Source organism: Pseudomonas yangonensis (assembly GCF_009932725.1).
GTDB classification, from domain to species: Bacteria; Pseudomonadota; Gammaproteobacteria; order Pseudomonadales; family Pseudomonadaceae; genus Aquipseudomonas; species Aquipseudomonas yangonensis.
Genome location: NZ_BLJU01000005.1, coordinates 326,353 through 350,052, shown reverse-complemented (window position 1 = coordinate 350,052; position 23,700 = coordinate 326,353). Strand labels below are relative to the sequence as shown.

Here is a 23,700-nt window from a genome sequence, read left to right as displayed (position 1 = left end):
GCCGCTGCGACCGTGCTCGATCTGTGGCTGCCGCAGGTGCGCGGCGAGGCCGTGGCATTGATGCACGACGGCGTGCCCTACAGCTTCGCCGCGCTGGAAGCCCAGGCCAATCAACTGGCGCAGCACCTGCTTGCCCTGGGTGTGGCACCGGAGCAGCGGGTCGGGCTGTGCCTGCAGCGTTCGCCGGCTTTCGTCATCGGCCTGCTGGCTGCGCTCAAGGTCGGCGCTGCCTTCGTGCCACTCGATCCGGCCTGGCCGGCGCAGCGTCAGGCGTTCGTCCTGGCCGACAGTGCCTGTGTGGTATTGCTCTGTGAGTCCGCGTCGGTGCAAGGCTTCAATGGCCCGCAGCTGGACTTCAGCGCCGATGCGCCGTGGCGTCAGCAGACCAGCGCTGCGCCGAGCGTGCCGGTGCACCCGCAGCAGGCGGGCTATCTGATCTACACCTCCGGCACCACCGGCCAGCCCAAGGGCGCGGTGATCAGTCATGCAGCTCTGGCCGACTACGTGCAGGGCCTGCTGGAACAACTGTCCCTGGCGCCTGAGGCGAGCATGGCGATGGTGTCTACCGTTGCGGCCGACCTGGGCCATACCGTGCTGTTCGGCGCGTTGTTGTCCGGGCGTACCCTGCACCTGCTGAGCGCGGAAACCGTGGCCGATGCCGATAGCCTGGCGGACTACCTGAGCACCCGGCAGGTCGGCATTCTCAAAATCGTGCCGACCCACCTGGCCGGTCTGCTGCAGGCCGGCGCAGGTGCGCGGGCGATACCTGCGCATGCCCTGATCTTTGGCGGCGAGGCGCTGCCGGCCGAGCTGGTAAAAGAGGTCAAGCGTCTGCGTCCGCAGTGCCGGGTGATCAATCACTACGGCCCCAGTGAGACCACGGTCGGTGTGCTGACTCACGAGACCACGGACGCCGAGCTGGCAGCGTTGAGCGGCGTGGTGCCGATTGGCCGGCCTTTGCCCAACGTCCGCGCCCTGGTACTGGATGCGGCCCTGACGCCGCTGCCGCAAGGTGCGGTTGGCGAGCTGTACCTGGGCGGGCCTGGTCTGGCGCGCGGCTATCTCGATCGTCCGGGGCTGACGGCGGCGAGCTTTCTGCCCGATCCCTTCGCCAAGGGTGAGCGTCTGTATCGCACCGGCGACCGTGCGCGCCTGCTGGCCGACGGGCGTATCGAATTTCTCGGGCGTGGTGACGACCAGGTCAAGGTGCGCGGCTACCGTGTCGCTCTTGGCGAGATCGTGGCGCAGCTGCGCGGCCTGGCGGGCGTCGTCGATGCCCATGTGCAACTGGACGAACGCGGCCAGTTGCTCGCCTATGTGGTCGCGCAGGAGTCTTCTCTCGACTTCGCGCAGGTGCAGGCGCAACTGGCCGAGCGTCTACCTGACTATATGCTGCCGAGCCATGTGCTGCTGCTCGAACGCTTCCCGCTGACCGCCAATGGCAAGCTCGACCGTCAGGCGCTGCCGCAGCCGCAGGCGGCAGAGCAGGGCTTCGAGGCGCCGCACGAGGGCGTCGAAGCGCAACTAGCAGCGCTCTGGCAGCAGGTGCTGAAGGTCGAGCGCGTCGGCCGTCACGACAACTTCTTCGCCCTTGGCGGCGACTCCATCCTCAGTCTGCAGATCATCGCCCGAGCGCGACGCCAGGGTATTCGCCTGACGCCCAAGCAGTTGTTCGAGAAGCAGAGCATCGCCGAACTGGCGCAGGTCGCCGTCGTGGCAGAGACGCCGGCGGCACCCGCAAGTGCCAGCGCAGAGGTGACCGACGCCTTCGCCCTGACACCGATTCAGGCACGCTTCTTCGCCCAGCCTCCGGCGCGCATCGGCCACTGGAACCAGTCTTTGCTGCTGGCGGCGGAGGAGCCGCTCGACGCCCGTGCACTGGGGGAAGCGCTTCAGGCCGTGGTGCGTCATCACGCCAGCCTGCGCCTGAGCTTCCAGCGCGATGCGCAGGGCAATAGGCAGCAGCGCTATCGTGACGTGCAGCCGACGCAGGAGCTTTTGTGGGTATGCCAGGTGGCCGCCAACGAAGACCTGTCGGCGCTGTGCGACGAAGCCCAGCGCAGCCTTGATATCGAGCGCGGCCCAATGCTGCGCGCGGTACTGGCGCAGTTGCCGGACGGGCTTAACCGCCTGCTGCTGGCCGTCCACCATCTGGCGGTCGATGGCGTGTCCTGGCGCGTGCTGCTCGAGGATCTGCAGCAGGCCTACGCGCAGCGACTGGCCGGGCAGGCGATCAGCCTCGCCGCCGTTGCGACCAGCTTCCAGCAATGGTCGGCGCATCTGCAGGCCCTGGCCAGCAGCCCGCAGCTGGCGACGCAACTGGAGTATTGGCAGGGTTTCAGCGCCGCCGAAGCCTGTCTGCCCTGCGAACGGCCCGAAGGCAGCGCCAAGGTCGCCGATGCCGGCCAATTGCAGCTGCAGCTAGATGCTGCCATCACTGCGCGCCTGCTCGGCGAAGTGCCGGCGGCCTACCGCACGCAGATCAACGACGTGCTGCTGGCGGCGCTGGCCCAGGCCTTGTGGCAGTGGAGTGGGCGCCGGCGTACGGTAATCAGCCTGGAGGGCCATGGCCGCGAGGACGATCAGCTCGACCTGAGCCACACGCTGGGCTGGTTCACCAGTCTGTACCCCGTGGCGCTGCAGGCCGGGGATGACCTTGGCACGACCCTCAAGCAGGTCAAGGAGGGGCTGCGTCAGGTGCCGGACAAGGGCATCGGCTACGGCGTGCTCAAGTATCTGGCCAAGGCTCCGCTGGAGGAGCTGACGGGACAGGGATTGACCTTCAACTACCTGGGCCGTTTCGATGACCAGGCCGGTGCACGCTGGCGTCTGGCTGACGAAGCGAGCGGCGCGCCACGCGACGGCAGCGGCCCGCTGGCCAATGCCCTGGCCATCGACGGTCAGGTGCGTGGCGGTTGCCTGCAACTGATGCTGACCTACAGCCGTGCGCGCTTCGAGACGAGCACCGTCGAGCGTTTGCTGGATCTGTACGAGCAGGCGCTGCGGCAGTTGATCGAGCATTGCTGCGCGCCCGGAGCCGGTGGCCTGACGCCTTCCGATTTCCCGCTGGCAACGCTCGGTCAGGCGCAACTCGACGCCTTGCCTTATGCGCCGCAGCAGATCGAGGATCTGTTCCCGCTGGCGCCGATGCAGCAGGGCATTCTCCTGCACAGCCAGCTGGAGCAGGGCAGCGGCATCTACCTGATGCAGGACCAGTACGCCGTGGCCAGTGCCCTGGATGTGGAGGCCTTCACCCATGCCTGGCAGCAGGTGGTGCAGCGTCACCCGGCGTTGCGCACGGCCTTCTGCAACCTGGAAGGGACGCCGCATCAGCTGGTGCTGCGCCAGGTGCCTTCGCCCGTGCAGTTCCTCGACTTCAGCGAGCTGCCGCGCGATGAAGCCGAGGCCAGGTTGCAGGCGATCCTGCGCGAGGAGCGTCAGCGCGGCTTCGATTTCACTCAGGCGCCTTTGCTGCGCCTGCGCCTGGTGAAGTTCGCCGACGCCGATCTGCGCATCGTGCAGAGCCATCACCATGTGCTGATCGACGCCTGGTGCCGCGGCCTGATGCTGGCCGAGTTCTTCGCCCAGTACCGCGCTCGCCTGCTTGGGCGCAGCCTGCAACTGCCGCCGGCGCGACCCTATCGCGACTTCATCGCCTGGCTCGCACGCCAGGACGAGGCGTCCAGTCGTCGCTACTGGCGAGACGAGCTGGCCGGCTTCGACACGGTCACGCCACTGCCTTATCGCCACCAGCAGGGCGAGGCGGGCATGCATGACGTCAGCCTCGCGCTCGATGCCGAGCAGACCCGCTCCCTGGCCGAGCAGGCGCGGCGTCATCAGCTGACCGTCAACACCTTCGTTCAGGCCGCCTGGGCGCTGCTGCTGATGCGCTACAGCGGGCGCGACGACGTGCTGTTCGGCGTCACCGTGGCCGGGCGCCCGACTGAGCTTGAGGGCATCGAAGAGGCGCTGGGGCTTTTCATCAATACCTTGCCGCTGCGCGTCCGAGTGCCGGGCGCGGGCGCGACCGGGCTGCAATTGCTGCAAGCGCTGCAGGCGCAGAATGCCGGCATGCGTCAGCATGAGCAGTTGTCTCTGGCCGAGGTGCAGAACCTCGCCGACACCCCGCGCGGCCAGCCGCTGTTCGACAGCCTGTTCGTGTTCGAGAACGTGCCGCTCGGTGGCGAGGTGCAGGAGGCCGTCGAAACCTACCGCATCACGCCGCTGGCCAACCGCACCCACACCAACTATCCGTTGACCGTAGTGCTGCTGCCGGGTGCCAGTCTGACCCTGCAACTGAGCTTCGATACCCAGCAGTTCGCCGTGGTCGACATGCAGGTAGTAGTCGGGCATTTCCGTCGTCTGCTGCTGCAGCTGAGCGAGGCGCCGCAGCGTCCCTTGAGCGAGCTGCGCCTGCTCGATGACAGCGAGCGCGCCGCCCTGTGCCAGCTGGGCCAGGGCGAGATGCAGCCGCAATGGTATGCGCAAAGCTACCTGGCGCGTTTCGAGGCGCAGGTCGAGCAGCAGGGCGCACGTACTGTCGCCCGCTGCCAGGGGCAGACGCTGTCCTACTTCGCGCTCAACGAGCGGGCCAACCGTATCGGTCATGGCCTGATCGAGTGCGGTGTGCAGTTCGATGACGTGGTGGCGCTGTTTGCGCCCCGTGGTCTGCCGCTGCTGAGCCTGATCATCGGCGCCTTCAAGGCCGGTGCTGCCTACCTGGCGCTGGACGAGCGCCATCCGCCGGCGCGCAGCGCGCGCATGTTGGCCAGCAGCGCCGCGCCGGTGCTGATCACCCCGCGGGAGCAACTGGCGCAGGTTAAGGCGATGCTCGCCGAACTGCCGCAGCCGCCGCGCGTTCTGGTCTATGAAGACTTGCTGGAGCACGGCCGCCGCGACAATCCCGGGCGCTACGCCGGCCCCGAGCACCTGGCCTACCTGATCTACACCTCCGGCTCCACCGGCGAGCCCAAGGGAGTGATGGTCAACCAGCGCGGCATGCTCAACAACCAGTTGGCCAAGGTGCCTTACCTGCAACTCGGCGAAGCGGACGTGATCGCCCAGACCGCCGCCACCGGCTTCGATATCTCGGTCTGGCAGCTGCTCACGGCACCGCTGTTCGGTGGCGCGCTGGAGATCATCCCGGATGCCATCACCCATGATCCGCAGGCCCTGCTCGCGTGCGTCGCTGATACCGGGGTAAGCGTGCTGGAGGCGGTGCCGGCGGTGATCGACGGCATGCTCGACGCGTCGCCCGTGGCGCTGCCGGCGCTGCGCTGGCTGTTGCCCACCGGCGAGGCGCTGAGTCATGAGCTGGCCACGCGCTGGTTCGCCCGCTACCCGCAGGTGCCGATGATCAACGCCTACGGCCCGGCCGAGTGCGCCGATGACGTGGCGCTTTACCGCCTGGATGCGGCGCCGCCACGGCGACAGCTCATCGCCATTGGCCAGCCCACCGACAACAACCGCCTGTACGTGCTGGGTGGCGACCTCGAGCTGCTGCCCAGCGGTGTGGTCGGCGAGCTGTACATCGGCGGCACCGGTGTGGGCCGTGGCTATGCCGCGCGCCCGGGGCTGACGGCCGAACGCTTCGTGCCCGACCCCTTTGGCGCAGCGGGCGAGCGTCTGTATCGCAGTGGCGACCTGGCGCGCTGGAATGCCGAGGGCCAGCTCGAATACGTCGGCCGGGTGGACTTCCAGGTGAAGATCCGTGGCCAGCGCATCGAGCTGGGCGAGATCGAAGCCTGCCTACTGGCCAGCGCGCCCTTGCGCCAGGCCGTGGTGCTCGCTCACGAAGGGGCTGCCGGTACGCAGCTGATCGCCTATGGCGTGGCCGAGGCCGGCCGGCAGGTCGAGCTACAGGCGCTGCGCGAGGCCCTGGCTGCGCAGTTGCCAGCCTTCATGGTACCGGCGCAGATCATCCTGTTGCCGTGCCTGCCGCTCAACGCCAACGGCAAGCTGGATCGCCGCGCACTGCCGGCGCCACAGGCGCAGGTACGCAGCGTCGAGGCGCCCCAGGGCGAGCTGGAGCAGCACCTGGCGCAACTCTGGCGTGACCTGCTCAAGGTGGAGCAGGTCGGCCGTCACGACCACTTCTTCGAACTCGGCGGCCACTCGCTGCTGGCCACCCGCCTGCTGGCGCTTATCCGCGAAACGCGCGGCGTCACGGTGCCGCTGGCGCAGGCGTTCGAGGCTACCACCGTGGCCAGCATGGCCAGCCTGATCCGCAGCCTGGAAAGCCAGGCCCTCAACGATGAACGGCTGGATGCGCTCGACGACCTGATGAGCGCTCTGGAGGAAATTCAGTGAATCTGTTGCATGACAAAGCCCTGCTGCTGTCGCGTCGCTTTCTCGGCCTGGCGCCGCAGCAGCGCCGCGCCTTCCTCGACAAGCTGCGCGAGCAGGGGCTAGAGGCCTCGGCACTGCCGATTCCGCCAGGAGCGGCCGATGCCGAGGGCAGCGTGCTGTCCTATTCGCAGCAGCGCCTGTGGTTCCTCGAACAGCTGCAGCCGTGCAACAGCGCCTATCACCTGCCGGGCGCCCTGCAGTTGCAGGGGCCATTGGACGAGACCGCGTTGCTGGGCGCCTTCAGCGATCTGGCGCAACGTCATGCGAGCCTGCGCACGCGTTTCTTCGCCGATGCCGACGGCAACCCGCGCCAGTGCATCGACGCGGCGCCGGCACTGACCCTGGAACCGCTGCAGGGCGATGACTTTGCCGCCCTGGCGCGAGAGTTTGCCCAACGTCCGTTCGACCTCGAACAGGCGCCGCTGTGGCGCATCGGCCTGCTGCGCGAGGACGAGCAAAGGCATGTGCTGTTGGTCTGTCTGCACCACATCATCGCCGACGGCTGGTCGATCCAGCTGTTGTTGACCGAGCTGGCGCAGTTCTACCGCGCGCGTGTGCAGGGCGAGCCTGCCGCACTCACCGAGCTGCCGCTGAGCTACGCCGACCATGCCCTGTGGCAGCGCGCCTGCCTGGATGCCGGTGAAGGCGAGCGGCAACTGGCCTACTGGCGTGAGCAACTGGGCGACGAGCAGCCGTTGCTGGAGCTGCCTTGCGATCATTCGCGCCCGGCGCAGCAGAGCTTTCGTGGCGCGCGCCTGGCCTTTCGCGTGGAGTCCGCGCTTGCCGCGCGCGTGCGCGAGCTGGCGCGGCAACAGGGCTGCACGCCGTTCACCGTGCTGTTGGCGGCCTACAAGGTGTTGCTGCATCGCCTGAGCGGCCAGCGCGACCTGCGTGTCGGCGTGCCCATTGCCGGGCGTACGCAGAGCGAAACCCAGGGGCTGATCGGCTTCTTCGTCAACACCCAGGTGTTGCGCAGCGAGCTGAGCGGCGAGCAGAGTTTCAACGCACTGCTGGCGCAGGTGCTGCGCACGGCGCAGGGTGCCCAGGCGAATCAGGCGCTGCCCTTCGAGCAACTGGTCGAGGCGTTGCAGCCCGAGCGCAGCCTCAGCCATAACCCGCTGTTCCAGGTGCTGTACAACCACCAGCAGCGCCCGCAGGACAGCCTGCAACTGACGGCCGATCTGCGTGCCGAGCTGATCGCGCTGGACAGCGGCAGCGCGCAGTTCGACCTGGCCCTGCACACCTGGGAAGGCCCGGGCGAGGAGCTGGCCGGCAACTGGAACTACGTCCTGGATCTGTTCGAGGCAGCCACGGTCGAGCGTCTGCACCAGCGCTTTATCCGCCTGCTGGAGCAGTTGCTGGAACAGCCGCAACTGGCCATCGGCGAGCACCGCCTGGACGATGATCAGGATCGCCTGGCCCTGACCAGCTTCAATGCCACCCGCGTCGATTACGGCGCGGTCGAGCCGGTGCACCGTCAGTTCGAACGCCGCGTGCAGGCGCAGCCTGAGGCCATCGCCCTGGTGTTCGGCGAGCAGCGTCTGAGCTACGCCGAGCTGGACCTGCGCGCCAACCAGCTGGCTCACCATCTGCAAAAGCTCGGTGTGAGCCGCGACAGCCTGGTGGGCGTGGCGGCGCTGCGTTCGGTGGAGATGGTGGTGGGGCTGTACGCCATCCTCAAGGCCGGCGGCGCCTACGTGCCGATGGACCCGGAGTATCCGGCCGAACGCTTGCGCTACATGCTTGAAGACTCTGGTGTGAGTTTGTTGCTGAGCCATGATGCGGTGATCGACAGCCTGCCGCAGGTGAGCGGCGTGCAGGTGCTCAATCTCGATCATCTGGATGTCAGCGGTGAGCCGCATACCTCGCCCGACGTAGCGATTCATCCCGAGCAACTGGCCTACCTGATCTACACCTCCGGCTCCACCGGCAAGCCCAAGGGCGCCGGCAACAGCCATGCGGCGCTGTACAACCGCCTGGCCTGGATGCAGCAGGCCTACAACCTGACGACTGAAGATCGAGTGCTGCAGAAAACCCCGTTCAGCTTCGACGTGTCGGTGTGGGAATTCTTCTGGCCGCTGATCACGGGCGCGCGCCTGGTGATGGCGCAGCCGGGCGATCATCGCGATCCCGCCAAGCTGGTCGAGCTGATCGCGCGCGAGAGCATCAGCACCTTGCACTTCGTGCCCTCGATGCTGGCGGCCTTTGTCGGTCATGGCGAGCTGCACGGCTGCGAGAGCCTGCGGCGTATCGTCTGCAGCGGTGAAGCGCTGCCGGCGGAACTGGCCAGCAGCACGCGGCAACTGCTGCCGCAGGCCGAGCTGTACAACCTGTATGGCCCGACCGAAGCGGCCATCGACGTGACCTACTGGCGCTGTAGCGGCCAGGAACGGCGCAGCGTGCCGATTGGTCGGCCGATCGCCAACCTGCAGATCCATATCCTCGACGAACGCCTCAACCCGCAGCCCATCGGCGTAGCAGGGGAGCTGTATATCGGTGGTGTCGGCCTGGCGCGGGGTTACCACCGTCGTCCGGGGCTGACCGCCGAACGCTTCGTCGCCAGCCCCTTCGGCGATGGCCAGCGTCTGTACCGCAGCGGTGACCTGGCGCGCTGGACCGAAGGGGGCGTGCTGGAATACCTGGGCCGTATCGATCATCAGGTGAAGTTGCGCGGTCTACGCATCGAACTGGGCGAGATCGAAGCCGCGCTGCTGGAACACCCGGCGCTACGCGAAGCGGTGGTGCTGGTGCGCGACCAACAACTGGTGGCCTATGTGGTCGGCAGCGATTACGACGAGGTCGAGCTGCGGGCGCGGCTGAAACAGCGCCTGCCCGAGTTCATGCTGCCGAGCCATGTGATGCAGCTCGAACGCCTGCCGCTGTCGCCCAACGGCAAGCTGGAGCGCAAGGCGCTGCCGGAACCGCAGCGCGTTCAGCGCGATTACCAGGCGCCGCGCCCCGGGCTGGAAAGCCAGCTCGCAAACATCTGGCAGGAACTGCTGGGCGTGGAACGGGTAGGTCGCGACGACAACTTTTTCGAACTGGGTGGCGACTCCATTCTCAGCCTGCAGATCATTGCCCGTGCCCGCCGTCAGGGCATTGAGCTGACGCCACGGCAGCTGTTCGAACGCCAGAGCATCGCCGAACTGGCCCAGTTCGCAACCCGCAGCGCCGAGACGTCGGGCTGCGTCATCGACAGTCAGCGCGACATCCCGCTGACGCCGATCCAGCACTGGTTCTTCACCCAGCCGATGAACAATCGTCAGCACTGGAATCAGTCCGTGCTGCTCAGTGCACGCGAGCCGCTGCATCCGCAGCGCCTGAGCGCTGCCCTGCAGGCCGTGCTGGAGCAACACGACGCCTTGCGCCTGCGTTTCCAGCAGCAAGGCGACAGCTGGCGCCAGCACTATGCGGCTGAGCCCGAAACGCTCGAACTGCGCGTCGAGCGCTGCAGCCTGGCCGAGCTGAGCGCGCTGTGCGACGAGGTGCAGGCCAGCCTCGATCTGAGCCATGGCCCGCTGCTACGCCCCGTGCTGGTGCAGTTGCACGAAGGCGGTGAACGCCTGTTGCTGGTGGTCCATCACCTGGTGATCGATGGCGTTTCCTGGCGCATCCTGCTCGATGACCTGCAGCGTGCCTACGCGCAGCTGGGTGTGGGCGCTGCTGCCGATCTGGGGCGCAAGAGCAGTGCCTGGCAGAGCTGGAGCGAGCGTCTGGCGGCCTATGCATCCAGCCCCGAAGTGGCCGCCGAACGCGCTTACTGGCAGGCACTGCCGGCTGATCGTGGGCTGCCCTGCGACCACCCGCAAGGGCGCAACCTGACGGCCTGCGCTGAACGGTTGGAGGTGCAGCTCGACCTCACCACCACCGAGGCGCTGCTGACACAGGCGCCGGCGGCGTACCGCACGCAGATCAACGACCTGCTGCTCAGTGCGCTGGCCCATGCCCTGCGTGACTGGAACGGGCAGGCGCAAACCCTGATCGCCCTCGAAGGCCATGGCCGCGAAGCGCTGTTCGAGGCGCTGGACCTGAGCCAGACCCTGGGCTGGTTCACCAGCCTCTACCCGCTGCTGCTGCAGGCCGGTGATGACTGGGATGCGACCCTCAAGGGCACCAAGGAGAACCTGCGCCGGGTGCCGCGCGGCGGCATCGGTTACGGCCTGCTGAAATACCTGCAGGGCGAGGACCTGCCGGCGCTGGATGATGCGCTGCTGTTCAACTACCTGGGCCGCCTGCAGACCAGCGGGCAGTTGTTCGCTCTGGCTGAGGAAGCGTCCGGCGCACAACGCGACGCCAGCGCACCGCTGGCCTGTGCCCTTGCTCTGGACGGTCGCGTCACGGGCGGCTGCCTGCAGTTCACCTGCACCTTCAGCCATGAGCGCTTCGACCGCGAGCGCATCGTCGAACTGCTCGAGGCGTACCGCTGCGCGCTCGTCGAGCTGGTGCAGCACTGCTGCACGCAGGCGGCTGTCACCCCCAGCGATTTCCCCTTCGTGCCGCTCAGCCAGGCCGATCTCGACAGCCTGCCGCTACCGGCCCGGCAGATCGAAGACATCTATCCGCTGACACCGATGCAGCAGGGCCTGTTGTTCCACAGCGAACTGCAGGTGGCCGATGGTGCCTACGTCAATCAGCTCAGCCTGGAGGTCGAGGGCTTGCCGGTGGCGCGTTTCAAGGCGGCCTGGGCGGCTGCGCTACATCGCCATCCGCTGCTGCGCGCAGCATTCCTGCGCCTGGGCGCCGATCAACAGGCGGTGCAGCTGGTGCAGCGCGAGACGCAGCTGACGATTCGCGAACTGGAGGGAAGCGACCTCGATCTTCAGGCACTGCTGCGCGAGGAGCGCGAGACGCCATTCGACCTGACGCGGCCACCGCTGATGCGTCTGGTGCTGGTACGCCTGGGGGAAGGGCGTCATCAACTGATCTGGACCCTGCACCATATCCTGCTCGACGGCTGGAGCAGTGCCGCGCTGCTGGCGCAGGTACTGCAGGACACGCGCGGCGAGGGCGGCGCGCACGAGGTCGGGCATTACCCGGATTACCTGGCCTGGCTGCAACGCCAGGATCTCGCTGTCAGCGAGGCGTTCTGGCGTGAGCAGCTGCAGGGCTTCGATGAGCCGACGCTGCTGACTGGCAGTCTGCGCAGCGAGTTGTCTGCAAGCGGCAGCGGCGTGCATATCCTGAACCTGCCGCGTGCTGAACTGGAAGCCTTTGCCAAGGCTCGACGCATCACCCTCAATACCCTGATCCAGGCGACCTGGACGCTGCTTCTGCAGCGTTATTGCGGGCGCCGTCAGGTCGCCTTCGGTGCCACCGTAGCGGGGCGGCCGGCGAGTGTGGCGGGCATCGAACACATGCTTGGCCTGTTCGTCAATACCCTGCCGGTGGTGCAGGCGCCGCAGCCTCATGAGCCTGTCGGTGACTGGCTCGACGCGCTGCAGGCGCACAACCTGGCGCTGCGCGAGCACGAGCAGGTGCCGCTGTTCCGCCTGCAACAACTGGCCGGCCACGCCGGGCGCGAGCTGTTCGACACCCTGCTGGTGTTCGAGAACTACCCGGTGGATCAGGTGCTGCAGGGGCAGGGCGAAGGCTTGCGCTTCACCAATCTGCAGGCGCACGAGCAGACCCATTACCCGCTGAGCCTGGCGGTGATGTCCGGCAACGAACTGCAGGTGCACTGGCATTATCAGCGCGCGCATTTCAGCGACCGGCAGATCGCCGGCATGAGTCGCCAGTTCGAGCGACTGCTGCAAGCCCTGTGCGCCGATGCGCAGCGCTGCATCGGTGAACTGCCCTTGCTGGATGAAAGCGAGGTGGCCGAGGTCGAGGACTGGAATGATGCTTCTCCAGCTCCCGATACCACTCAGCTATTGCCTCAGCGTATCGCCGAGCAGGCCCGTCTGCGCCCAACGGCCATTGCCCTGGTGCACGGCCAGCGGTGCCTGAGCTTCGCCGAGCTGGAAGCCCGCGCCAATCGTCTGGCCCATCAGCTGATCGCCCGTGGCGTCGACGCCGAGGTGCGCGTTGGCGTGGCGCTGGAGCGCGGTATCGAGCTGTTCGTCGCCCTGCTGGCGGTGCTCAAGGCCGGCGGCGCCTATGTGCCGCTGGACCCGGACTACCCCGAAGAGCGCCTGCGTTACATGCTCGAAGACGCCGGGGTGAAGCTGCTGCTGAGCCACCAGGCGTGTCTGCCACGCCTGCCCGACGTGGCCGGTATCGAGGTGCTTGACCTCGATCAGTTGGAGTTGAACGATCAGCCAGAGCAGGCGCCCGAGGTGAATATCCATCCCGAGCAACTGGCCTACCTGATCTACACCTCCGGCTCCACTGGCAAGCCCAAGGGCGTAGCCGTGGCCCACGGCGCCATTGCACTGCATTGCCAGGCCATTGGCGAGCGTTACGAACTGACCGCCGAGGATCGCGAGCTGCATTTCCTTTCGGTCAGCTTTGACGGCGCCCACGAGCGCTGGCTCACGCCACTGAGCCATGGCGCGCGGGTGGTGATCCGCGACCAGCAGCTGTGGAGCGTGCAGCAAACCTACGACTGCCTGATCGCAGAAGGCATCAGCGTGGTGGCCTTGCCGCCGAGCTACCTGCGCCAGCTGGCCGAATGGGCCGAGCAATGCGGTCGAGCGCCTGGGGTGAAGACTTATTGCTTCGCCGGTGAAGCCTTCAGCCGCGAGCTGTTGCGCCAGGTGATTCGCAGCCTGCAACCGCAATGGATCATCAACGGCTACGGCCCAACCGAAACCGTGGTCACCCCGACTCTGTGGCGAGTGCCGGCGGCCACGGCCGATTTCACTACCGCCTATGCGCCGATTGGCGACCGCGTCGGCGCGCGCCAGGGCTACGTGCTGGATGCAGACCTCAACCTGTTGCCGGTCGGCGTGGCCGGCGAGCTGTACCTGGGCGGCCTGCTGGCTCGTGGTTATCTGGATCGGCCGGCTGCTACCGCCGAGCGCTTCGTGCCCAATCCGTATCGCCCCGGTGAGCGCCTGTACCGCACCGGCGACCGCGTGCGCCTGGGCACCGATGGCCAGCTGGAGTACCTGGGTCGGCTGGATCAGCAGATCAAGCTGCGCGGCTTCCGCATCGAAATCGGTGAAGTCGAGGCGGCGCTGAAAGCCTGTGCCGGTGTTGGCGAAGCGCTGGTGGTGGTCAAGGACAGTGCCGCAGGTAAGCGCCTGGTGGGCTACGTCAGCGGTCAGGGGCTGAGCGAGAGTGCACTGAAAGCGCAGCTCAAGCAGCGCCTGCCGGCGCATATGGTGCCGAGTCATATCCTGGCACTGGAGCGCCTGCCGCTGTTGCCCAACGGCAAGCTGGACCGGCAGAGCCTGCCGGAGCCACAGGTGGAGGCGGGCGAGTACCAGGCACCGCGCACCGAGCAGGAACAGTTGCTGGCTGAGCTGTGGAGCGAGTTGCTGGAGCAGCCGCGTATCGGCCGTGACGATCACTTCTTCGAATTGGGCGGTCACTCGCTGCTGGCGACGCAACTGATCTCCCGCCTGCGCCATGCGCACGGGCTGGATTTGCCGCTGCGCGCCGTGTTCGAGGCGCCGCTGCTCAGCGATCTGGCCAGGCGGCTAGAACAGGCTGGAAGCGCTGTCGACCTGCCTCTGCAGGCCAGCGGCGAGCGAACGCAGGCGCCACAGTCTTTCGCTCAGCAGCGCCTATGGTTCCTCCAGCAACTGGAGCCGAGCAGCAGTGCCTACCACCTGCCGGGCGTGCTGCGTCTGCGTGGTGAGGTGGACCGGCAGGCGCTGCAGCAGGCCTTCGAAGCCCTGGCCGAGCGTCACTGGATTCTGCGTACCACCTTCACTCAGGACGCCGAAGGCCAGCCGCTGCAATGCATACAGCCGCAGGCGTCGGTGAATCTGGAGATGCTCCAGGCCAGGGGCGAGCACGCCTTCCAGGCCCTGGCGCGGGCATTTATGGAAAAGCCTTTCGAGCTGCAGCAGTCGCCGCCCTGGCGTGTTGCCCTGGTGACCCTGGAGCCGGGCGAGCAGCGCCTGCTGCTGTGCCTGCATCACCTGCTGTCCGATGGCTGGTCCGTGCAAATTCTGCTCGCCGAATTCGCCGCCCTGTACAACGCCGCCCGCGCTGGCGTGGCGGCTGCACTGCCGGCGCTGGCCGTGCAATACGCCGATTACGCGGCCTGGCAGCGAGAGTGGCTGGCGGGCGGCGAAGGCGCGCGGCAACTGGCCTACTGGCGCGAGCAGCTGGGCGACGAGCAGCCGCTGCTGGAACTGCCTTGCGACCATCCGCGACCGGCGCGGCAGAGTTTTCGCGGTGGGCGGGTGCATTTCCGTCTCGGCGCGGCACTGGGCGAGCGCCTGCGCGAATTGGCCCAGGCGCAGAACGCGACGCCCTTCATGGTGTTGCTGGGCGCCTACAAGGTGTTGCTGCATCGCCTGAGCGGCCAGCGCGATTTGCGCGTCGGCGTGCCCATCGCCGGGCGTACGCGCACCGAGGTCGAAGGGCTGATCGGCTTGTTCGTCAACACCCAGGTGCTGCGCAGCGAGGTTGCTCCGCAGCGGAGCTTCACGGCGCTGGTCGAGCAGATCAGGCGCACCAGCCTGGAGGCTCAGGCGCATCAGGAACTGCCCTTCGAGCAACTGGTCGAGGCGTTGCAGCCCGAGCGCAGCCTCAGCCACAACCCGCTGTTCCAGGTGGCCTATGACCATCAGCAGGTGCGCCACGAAGCGCTGGGGCAGTTGCAGGATCTGCACGCCGAGGTGCTGACCCTAGCCGATGGCGGCAGCCAGTTCGACCTGGCGCTCAACACCCAGGAAGATCGCCACGGTCAGTTCAGCGGCAACTGGAACTACGCCCTGGATCTGTTCGAGGCAGCGACGGTGGAACGCCTGCACCAGCGCTTTATCCGCTTGCTGGCGCAGTTGCTGGAACAGCCGCAGCTGGCCATCGGCGAGCACCGCCTGGACGATGATCAGGATCGCCTGGCCCTGACCAGCTTCAACGCCACCCGCGTCGATTACGGCGCGGTGGAGCCGGTGCATCGTCAGTTCGAGAAGCGCGTGCAGGCGCAGCCGCAGGCCATCGCCCTGGTGTTCGGCGAGCCGCGTCTGAGCTACGCCGAGCTGGACCTGCGCGCCAACCAGCTGGCTCACCATCTGCAAAAGCTCGGTGTGAGCCGCGACAGCCTGGTGGGCGTGGCGGCGCTGCGTTCGGTGGAGATGGTGGTGGCGCTGTACGCCATCCTCAAGGCGGGCGGCGCCTACGTGCCGATGGACCCGGAATATCCGGCCGAACGCCTGCGCTACATGCTCGAGGATGCCGGCGTCAGCCTGCTGTTGAGCCACGAGGCGGTGATCGACAGCCTGCCGGACGTCTGCGGCGTACAGGTGCTCAACCTCGATCATCTGGATGTCAGCGGCGAGCCGCAGACCGCGCCCGAGGTGGACATTCACCCCGAGCAGCTGGCCTACCTGATCTACACCTCCGGCTCCACCGGCAAGCCCAAGGGCGCCGGCAACAGCCATGCGGCACTGTACAACCGCCTGGCCTGGATGCAGCAGGCCTACAACCTGACGGCTGACGATCGGGTGCTGCAGAAGACCCCGTTCAGTTTCGACGTGTCGGTGTGGGAGTTCTTCTGGCCATTGATCAGCGGTGCGCGCCTGGTGGTGGCGCAGCCGGGCGATCATCGCGATCCGGCCAAGCTGGTCGAGCTGATCGCGCGCGAAGGCATCAGCACCTTGCACTTCGTCCCCTCGATGCTGGCGGCCTTTGTCGGCCATGGCGAGCTGCACGGCTGCGAGAGCCTGCGGCGTATCGTCTGCAGCGGTGAAGCGCTGCCGGCGGAACTGGCCAGCAGCACGCGGCAACTGCTGCCGCATGCCGAGCTGTACAACCTGTATGGCCCGACCGAAGCAGCCATCGACGTCACCCACTGGCGCTGCAGCGGCCAGGAACGGCGCAGCGTGCCGATTGGCCGACCGATCGCCAACCTGCAGATTCATATCCTCGACGAACGCCTCAACCCGCAGCCGATTGGCGTGGCTGGCGAGCTGTATATCGGTGGCATTGGCCTGGCTCGCGGTTATCACCGTCGTCCGGGGCTGACCGCCGAACGCTTCGTCGCCAGCCCCTTCGGCGATGGTCAGCGTCTGTACCGCAGCGGCGACCTGGCGCGCTGGACCGAAGAGGGCGTGCTGGAGTACCTCGGTCGTATCGACCATCAGGTGAAGCTGCGTGGCCTGCGTATCGAGCTGGGCGAGATCGAGGCCGCGCTGCTGGAACATCCGGCGCTAAGCGAAGCGGTGGTGCTGGTACGTGATCAACAGCTGGTGGCCTATGTGGTCGGTGGCGATTACGACGAAAGCGAGCTGCGAGCGCGGCTGAAACAGCGGTTGCCAGAGTTCATGGTGCCGAGCTACTTCGTCCCGCTCGAACGTCTGCCGCTGTCGCCCAATGGCAAACTGGAGCGTAAGGCTCTGCCGGAACCGCAGCGCATCCAGCGCGATTACCAGGCCCCGCGCCCCGGCCTGGAAAGCCAGCTCGCAAACATCTGGCAGGAACTATTGGCTGTAGAACGGGTAGGGCGTGAGGATGACTTCTTCGCCCTCGGCGGTCATTCGCTGCTGGCCACGCAACTGGTGTCGCAGATTCGTCGCCAACTGCAACTCGAGCTGCCGCTACGCGCCGCCTTCGAAGCCAGCACTCTCAGTGCCCAGGCCTTGCAGCTGGCGGCCGCCGAGGCTGCGCCTGACTTCGGTCTGCAGGCTCGCCAGCGTGCAACCCGTAGCCCGCAGTCCTTCGCTCAGCAGCGCCTGTGGTTCCTCGCCCAGTTGGAGCCCGACAGCCTGGCCTACCACCTGCCTTGCGCCGTGCGCCTGACGGGGGCATTGGATATCCAGGCGCTGCAACGCAGCTTCGATACCCTGGCCGAGCGCCATGAGAGCCTGCGCACCACCTTCACCAGCGGCGATGCGGGTGAGCCTTTGCAATGTGTGCAACAGCCGGCAGCAGTGGTCATCGAGCGCCTGCAGGCGCAAGGCGAGGCGCAACTGCGGCAGCAGATCGATGGCGTTAATCGACGTCCCTTCGATCTGGAACAGAGCCCGCCCTGGCGTGTGGCGCTGATCGAAGAGGGCTCGCAGCAGCATGTACTGGTGCTCTGCCTGCATCACATCATCGCCGACGGTTGGTCGATCCAGGTGCTGCTCGACGAGTTCGCCGCGCTCTATCGGGGCCATGCCGAAGGGCAGCCGGTTGAGCAGGCGGCACTGCCGATTCAGTACGCCGACTACGCCCTATGGCAGCGCGATCATCTTGCTGGCAGTCGTCTGGCCGAACAGGTGCAGTGGTGGCGCGAGCAGCTCGGCAGCGAACAGCCGCTGCTGGAGCTGCCGGCAGACCGGCCGCGTCCGGCCGTGCGTCTGGGGCAGGGAGCGCGGCATGCCTTCAGCGTGCCGGCCAGCCTGGCCGAACGACTGCGTGAGCAGGCGCAACTGCACGAAGTGACGCCGTTCATGCTGATCCTGGCGGTCTACCAGAGCCTGCTGTATCGCCTGACAGGCCAGCACGACCTGCGCATTGGCGTGCCGGTGGCCGGGCGTACCCAGGGCGAGAGCGAGGGGCTGATCGGCCTGTTCGTCAACACCCTGGTGATTCGCAGTGAAGTAGATCCGCAGCACTCGTTCGTCGACCTGCTGCGTCAGGTCAAGTCGCGGGTGGTTGGTGCCCAGGCCCATCAGGATGTGCCTTTCGAGCAGCTGGTCGATGCCCTGCAGCCGGAGCGCAGTCTGAGCCACAACCCGCTGTTCCAGGTGGCGTACAACCATCAACGGCAGGACCAGAGCGCCCTGCAGACGTTGCCCGGCCTGCAGTGCGAAAACCTCGACTGCCAGGGGCAGAGCGCTCACTTCGACCTGGTGCTGGGCACCCTCGAACAGGCCGATGGCCGCATCGAGGCCTACCTGGATTACGCCACCGATCTGTTCGACGCCTCCAGCGTCGAGCGCCTGGCCGGCCGGTTCCTACATCTGCTCGATGGAGCGTGCCGTATGCCACGGGCGTCGCTGGCCGATCTGCCATTGTTGAGTGAGTCGGAGGTGGCCGAGGTCGAGGACTGGAATGATGCTTCTCCAGCTCCCGATACCCCTCAGCTATTGCCACAGCGTATCGCCGAGCAGGCGCGTCTGAGCCCGACGGCCATTGCCCTGGTTCATGGCCAGCAGCGCCTGAGCTTCGCCGAGCTGGACGCTCGCGCCAATCGTCTGGCCCATCAACTGATCGCCCGTGGCGTCGACGCCGAGGTGCGTGTCGGTGTGGCGCTGGAGCGCGGTATCGACCTGTTTGTCGCACTGCTGGCAGTGCTCAAGGCCGGCGGTGCCTACGTGCCGCTGGACCCGGATTATCCCGGCGAGCGCCTGCGCTACATGCTCGAAGACGCCGGGGTGAAGCTGCTGCTGAGCCACCAGGCGGCCTTGCCACGTTTGCCTGAAGTGACCGGTATCGAGGTGCTTGACCTCGATCAGTTGGAGTTGAACGATCAGCCAGAGCAGGCGCCCGAGGTGAATATCCATCCCGAGCAACTGGCCTACCTGATCTACACCTCCGGCTCCACCGGCAAGCCCAAGGGCGTTGCGGTGGCTCATGGTGCGATTGCCCTGCATTGCCAGGCGATTGGCGAGCGTTACGAACTGACCGCCGAGGACCGCGAACTGCATTTCCTCTCGGTCAGTTTCGACGGCGCCCACGAGCGCTGGCTGACGCCACTGAGCCATGGCGCGCGGGTGGTGATCCGCGACCAGCAACTGTGGAGCGTGCAGCAGACCTACGACTGCCTGATCGCGGAAGGCATCAGCGTGGTGGCCTTGCCACCGAGCTACCTGCGCCAGCTGGCCGAATGGGCCGAGCAATGCGGTCGAGCGCCTGGGGTGAAGACTTATTGCTTCGCCGGTGAAGCCTTCAGCCGCGAGCTGTTGCGCCAGGTGATTCGCAGCCTGCAACCGCAATGGATCATCAACGGCTACGGCCCAACCGAAACCGTGGTCACCCCGACTCTGTGGCGAGTGCCGGCGGCCACGGCCGATTTCACTACCGCCCATGCGCCGATTGGCGACCGCGTCGGCGCGCGCCAGGGCTACGTGCTGGATGCAGACCTCAACTTGTTGCCGGTCGGCGTGGCCGGAGAGCTGTACCTGGGCGGCCTGCTGGCTCGTGGTTATCTGGATCGACCGGGCGCTACCGCCGAGCGTTTCGTGCCCAATCCGTACCGCGCCGGTGAGCGCCTGTACCGCACCGGCGACCGCGTGCGCCTGGGCACCGATGGCCAGCTGGAGTACCTGGGTCGGCTGGATCAGCAGATCAAGCTGCGCGGTTTCCGCATCGAGATCGGTGAAGTCGAGGCGGCGCTGAAAGCCTGCGCCGGTGTGGGTGAAGCGCTGGTGGTGGTCAAGGACAGTGCCGCAGGCAAGCGCCTGGTGGGCTACGTCAGCGGCCAGGGTTTGAGTGAAAGCGAGTTGAAAACGCAGCTCAAGCAGCGCCTGCCGGCGCATATGGTGCCGAGCCATATCCTGGCGCTGGAGCGCCTGCCGCTGCTGCCCAACGGCAAGCTGGACCGACAGAGCCTGCCGGAGCCGCAGGTGGACGCGGGCGAGTACCAAGCGCCGCGCACCGAGCAGGAGCAATTACTGGCCGAGCTGTGGAGCGAATTGCTCGGTATTGGCCAGATCAGCCGCGATGCGCAGTTTTTCGCCCTGGGCGGTGATTCGATCCAGTCCCTGAGCCTGGTGACACGGCTGCGCAAGGCCGGTTGGGAGCTGACGCCCAAGGCGGTGTTCCAGCATCCGCGTCTGGCCGATCTGGCTGCGGCGATGACGCCGCTCGGCACTCAAGCCGTGGCGGTGGCGCGCGCCAGTGGCGAGCTGCCGCTGACGCCGATCCAGGCGCATTTCTTCTCCTTGCCCATGGCCAACCGTGCGCACTGGAATCAGGCCTTGCTGCTGGATGTCCGCCGACCACTGCACGCTGCCCATTTGCTGAGCGCGCTGCAGGGGCTGATCGAGCATCACGATGCGCTACGCCTGGCCTTCCGTCAGGATGAAACGGGCAACTGGCAGGCCTTCTACCGGGACAACGAGCAGGCCGAGCGGCTGTTCTGGCAGTGCCGCATCGACTCGGACGCAGCCCTGCTGGCGCAATGCGAGGCAGCACAGCGCAGCCTTGATCTGCAGCACGGCCCGCTGCTGCGAGTGCTGCTCGCGGACATGGCGGATGGCAGCCAACGCCTGCTGCTCGCCGCTCATCACCTGATCATCGATGGCGTTTCCTGGCGCGTCCTGCTGGATGATCTGGCCCGCGCCTACCAGCAGGCTGTGATCGGCCAGCCGGTCGATCTCGGTGACAGGCCGGGCAGCTACCAGACCTGGGCCGAGCACCTTTGGCGCCATGCGCAGGGAGCCCAACTGGCCAGCGAGATGGGCTACTGGCAGGCGCAGCGCGCCAGCCAGCGTGTGCCCGTGGATCACCCGGCCGGCGAAGCCAGCCATGCCCAGGTGCAGACCTGCACCTGGCAACTGAGCGAAGCGCAGACCCGGCGTCTGCTACGCGAGACCCTGAAACAGCAGGATGCGCGCATGGACGAAGTGCTGCTCGCCGCGCTGGCCGAAGGGTTGCGTCGTTGGAGTGGCCTCGATGACAGCCTGATTGCCCTGGAAGGGCATGGACGCGAATGGCTCGACGAACAGGCCGAGCAGGACATAGCGCGTACGCTGGGCTGGTTCACCAGTCTCTACCCGCTGCGTCTGCAGCCGCAGGAAACCCTGCCACAGACGCTGGCCGATGTGCGTCAGCGCCTGCGCAGCGTGCCCAACAAGGGCCTGGGTTATGGCCTGCTGCGCCACCTGGGTAACGCCGAACAGCGGCGCAGCCTGGCCGAGTTGGGTGAGCCGGATATCGCCTTCAACTACCTGGGGCAGTTCGATGCGCAGCTTGGCGATGGTCACTTCGCGCCCGCCAGCGAGTCGCCGGGCACCCTGGTCGACCCGGCCACGGCGCTGACCCGCGAGCTGGAGATCAACGGCCAGGTATTCGCCGGTCGTCTGAGCCTCAGTTGTCGATTCAGTGCGCAGCGCCATCGCGTGCAGCGTATCGAGGCGTTGCTGGCGGCGGTGGGCGATGCACTGCAAGCCCTGATCGACGGCACGCCGGCCGCTTCTGCCCCTCGCCAGGAAGCTACGACGGCTGCCGCGCCCAGCCCGTTGCTGCGCCTGAACCAGGCGGATGCCGGGCGACCCACGCTGTTCTGCGTTCATCCGGTGAGCGGCACGCTGGTCGGCTACTACCCCTTGGCCCGCGCCCTGGCGCCGCACTGGCAGGTGTTCGGCCTGCAGAACCGGCAATTGCTGCAGCCGGCCTGGCGTGATCAGAGCCTCGAACAGATGGCCCGCGATTACATCAGGGTGATGCTGGAAACCCAGCCGCAGGGGCCTTACCACCTGCTCGGCTGGTCGATGGGCGGTGCTCTGGTGCTGGCCATGGTCCGGCTGTTGGAACGCCTGGGCAAGACGGTGGCCTTCGTCGGCCTGGTGGACGGTTACGTCCCCGGTGCCGGCCTGGCCCGTGCACCACGCGCTGACGTGGCAGAGGCCTCGGCCACAGGCGACGACTGGCAACAGTTGCTTGCCCTGGAGCGGCACATGCACGCGCTGGCCGCGCAGCATCGGCATATCCAGCCGCTGCGCAGCCCGGTGCAGGCCTGGTGGGCCGCGCATTCGCCGGAGAACAACCGCAATGGCGAGGCGCTGCTGCAGGCTGCGCTGGGCCGCGAGTTGCACTTGTCGAGCTGGGTTCAGGCCGACCACCTGGGCATCGTCCGCGATCCCTCCTTCATCACACACCTGAGCCGGCAACTGGCCGCGCTCGACCAATCCTCACGGCCGCTGGGCCTGGAGAGTCACGATTATGCAAATTGAACCGCATTACGATCCGCTGCCCATGCCTGTCGCGCTCGATCTTGGCCCGGAGGCCACGCTGCGTGGCGCCGACTACCGCTTCGCCAGCACGGCCAGGCTGCAGCACCAGAGCGAGGTGGAGTCCAACGCGCGCAGCTATCCGAGGCGCATCCCGCTGGAGCTACGCCGCGCCGAGGGCATCCATGTGCAGGATAGCGAGGGACGCTGGTTCATCGATTGTCTGGCCGGTGCCGGCACCCTGGCCCTTGGGCATAACCATCCCGTCGTTCTGCAGGCCATTCGCGGCCTGCTCGATGGCAAGCGACCGCTGCACACCCTGGACCTGATGACTGAAGCCAAGGACGAATTCATCAACGAGCTGTTCGCCTGTCTGCCGGCCGAGTTCGCCCGCGATGCGCGCATCCAGTTCTGCGGGCCGGCCGGCACCGATGCGGTGGAGGCGGCATTGAAGCTGGTGCGCACGGCCACCGGACGTAGCCAGATGCTGGCCTTTCATGGCGCCTACCATGGCATGACCCAGGGTGCCCTGAGCCTGATGGGCAGCCTGGGGCCCAAGCAGTATCTGGACGGCATGATCAGTGGCGTGCAGATGCTGCCGTACCCCTACGGCTATCGCTGCCCGTTCGGTCTGGGCGGTACCGAGGGCGAACGGGTCGGCCTGCATTACATCGAGAACCAGCTGCGCGACCCGGAAAGTGGCGTGTTGCCGGCTGCCGGCATGATTCTCGAAACGGTACAGGGCGAGGGCGGGGTGATCGCCCCGTCCGCCGACTGGTTGCGCGGCATTCGGCGTATTACCCGCGAGGCCGGTATGCCGCTGATTCTCGACGAGGTGCAGTGCGGCATCGGCCGCACCGGCAAGCTGTTCGCCTTCGAGCATGCCGGCATCACGCCGGACGTGCTGGTACTGTCCAAGGCCATCGGCGGCAGCCTGCCGCTGGCGGTGGTGGTCTATCACAAGGATCTCGACCACTGGCAGCCAGGCGCCCACGCCGGCACCTTCCGTGGCAACCAGATGGCGATGGCGGCAGGCGCGGCCACCTTGCGCCTGATCCGCGAGGAGCGTCTGGATCAGCACGCCGCGGCCATGGGCGAACGCCTCTGTGCTCATCTGCAGGCCTTGCAGGCGCGCTACCCGCAGATTGGCGAAGTGCGCGGCAAGGGGTTGATGCTCGGGGTGGAGATGGTCGATCCACAGGGCAAGGCGGACCCCATGGGCCATGCGCCACACAGTCGCGCGCTGGCCTCGGCCGTGCAGCAGCAGTGCCTGCGTCGGGGCTTGATTCTGGAGGTGGGCGGGCGCCATTCCAGCGTCTTGCGCCTGCTGCCGCCGCTGATTATCACCGCGGCGCAGGTGGATCAGGTAGCGGAGATCTTCGCCAGTGCCCTCGACGCTGTGCTTGGCCGCTGA

At 67.0% G+C, this 23,700-nt stretch carries 3 protein-coding genes (1 of these 3 only partly in view); all 3 read left to right on the top strand.

Annotation, left to right across the window (positions count from 1 at the left end; translation table 11 throughout):
• Tightly spaced (each overlapping or abutting the next), the 3 genes in view from GYB81_RS10265 to GYB81_RS10255 form a layout consistent with a single transcriptional unit that may run on beyond the window.
• Window positions 1-6,309 carry the 3' portion of a non-ribosomal peptide synthetase gene (locus tag GYB81_RS10265; protein ID WP_161865639.1) on the top strand. 3,348 nt of this gene lie to the left of the window's left edge, so 6,309 of the gene's 9,657 nt are visible here — the last part of the coding sequence; the start codon falls outside the window, past its left edge; the stop codon is at window positions 6,307-6,309.
• On the top strand, window positions 6,306-22,289 hold the full coding sequence (locus GYB81_RS10260) for a non-ribosomal peptide synthase/polyketide synthase (protein WP_161897816.1): 15,984 nt from the start codon (window positions 6,306-6,308) through the stop codon (window positions 22,287-22,289). The genes GYB81_RS10265 and GYB81_RS10260 overlap by 4 nt, the downstream gene beginning before the upstream one ends.
• Complete coding sequence (locus GYB81_RS10255) at window positions 22,279-23,700, top strand: aspartate aminotransferase family protein (RefSeq protein WP_161865537.1); 1,422 nt, start codon at window positions 22,279-22,281, stop codon at window positions 23,698-23,700. The genes GYB81_RS10260 and GYB81_RS10255 overlap by 11 nt, the downstream gene beginning before the upstream one ends.

Coding starts and splice junctions, on each gene's coding strand:
- GYB81_RS10255 (WP_161865537.1), top strand. CDS start 22,279: ATGCAAATTGAACCGCATTACGATCCGCTGCCCATGCCTGTCGCGCTC.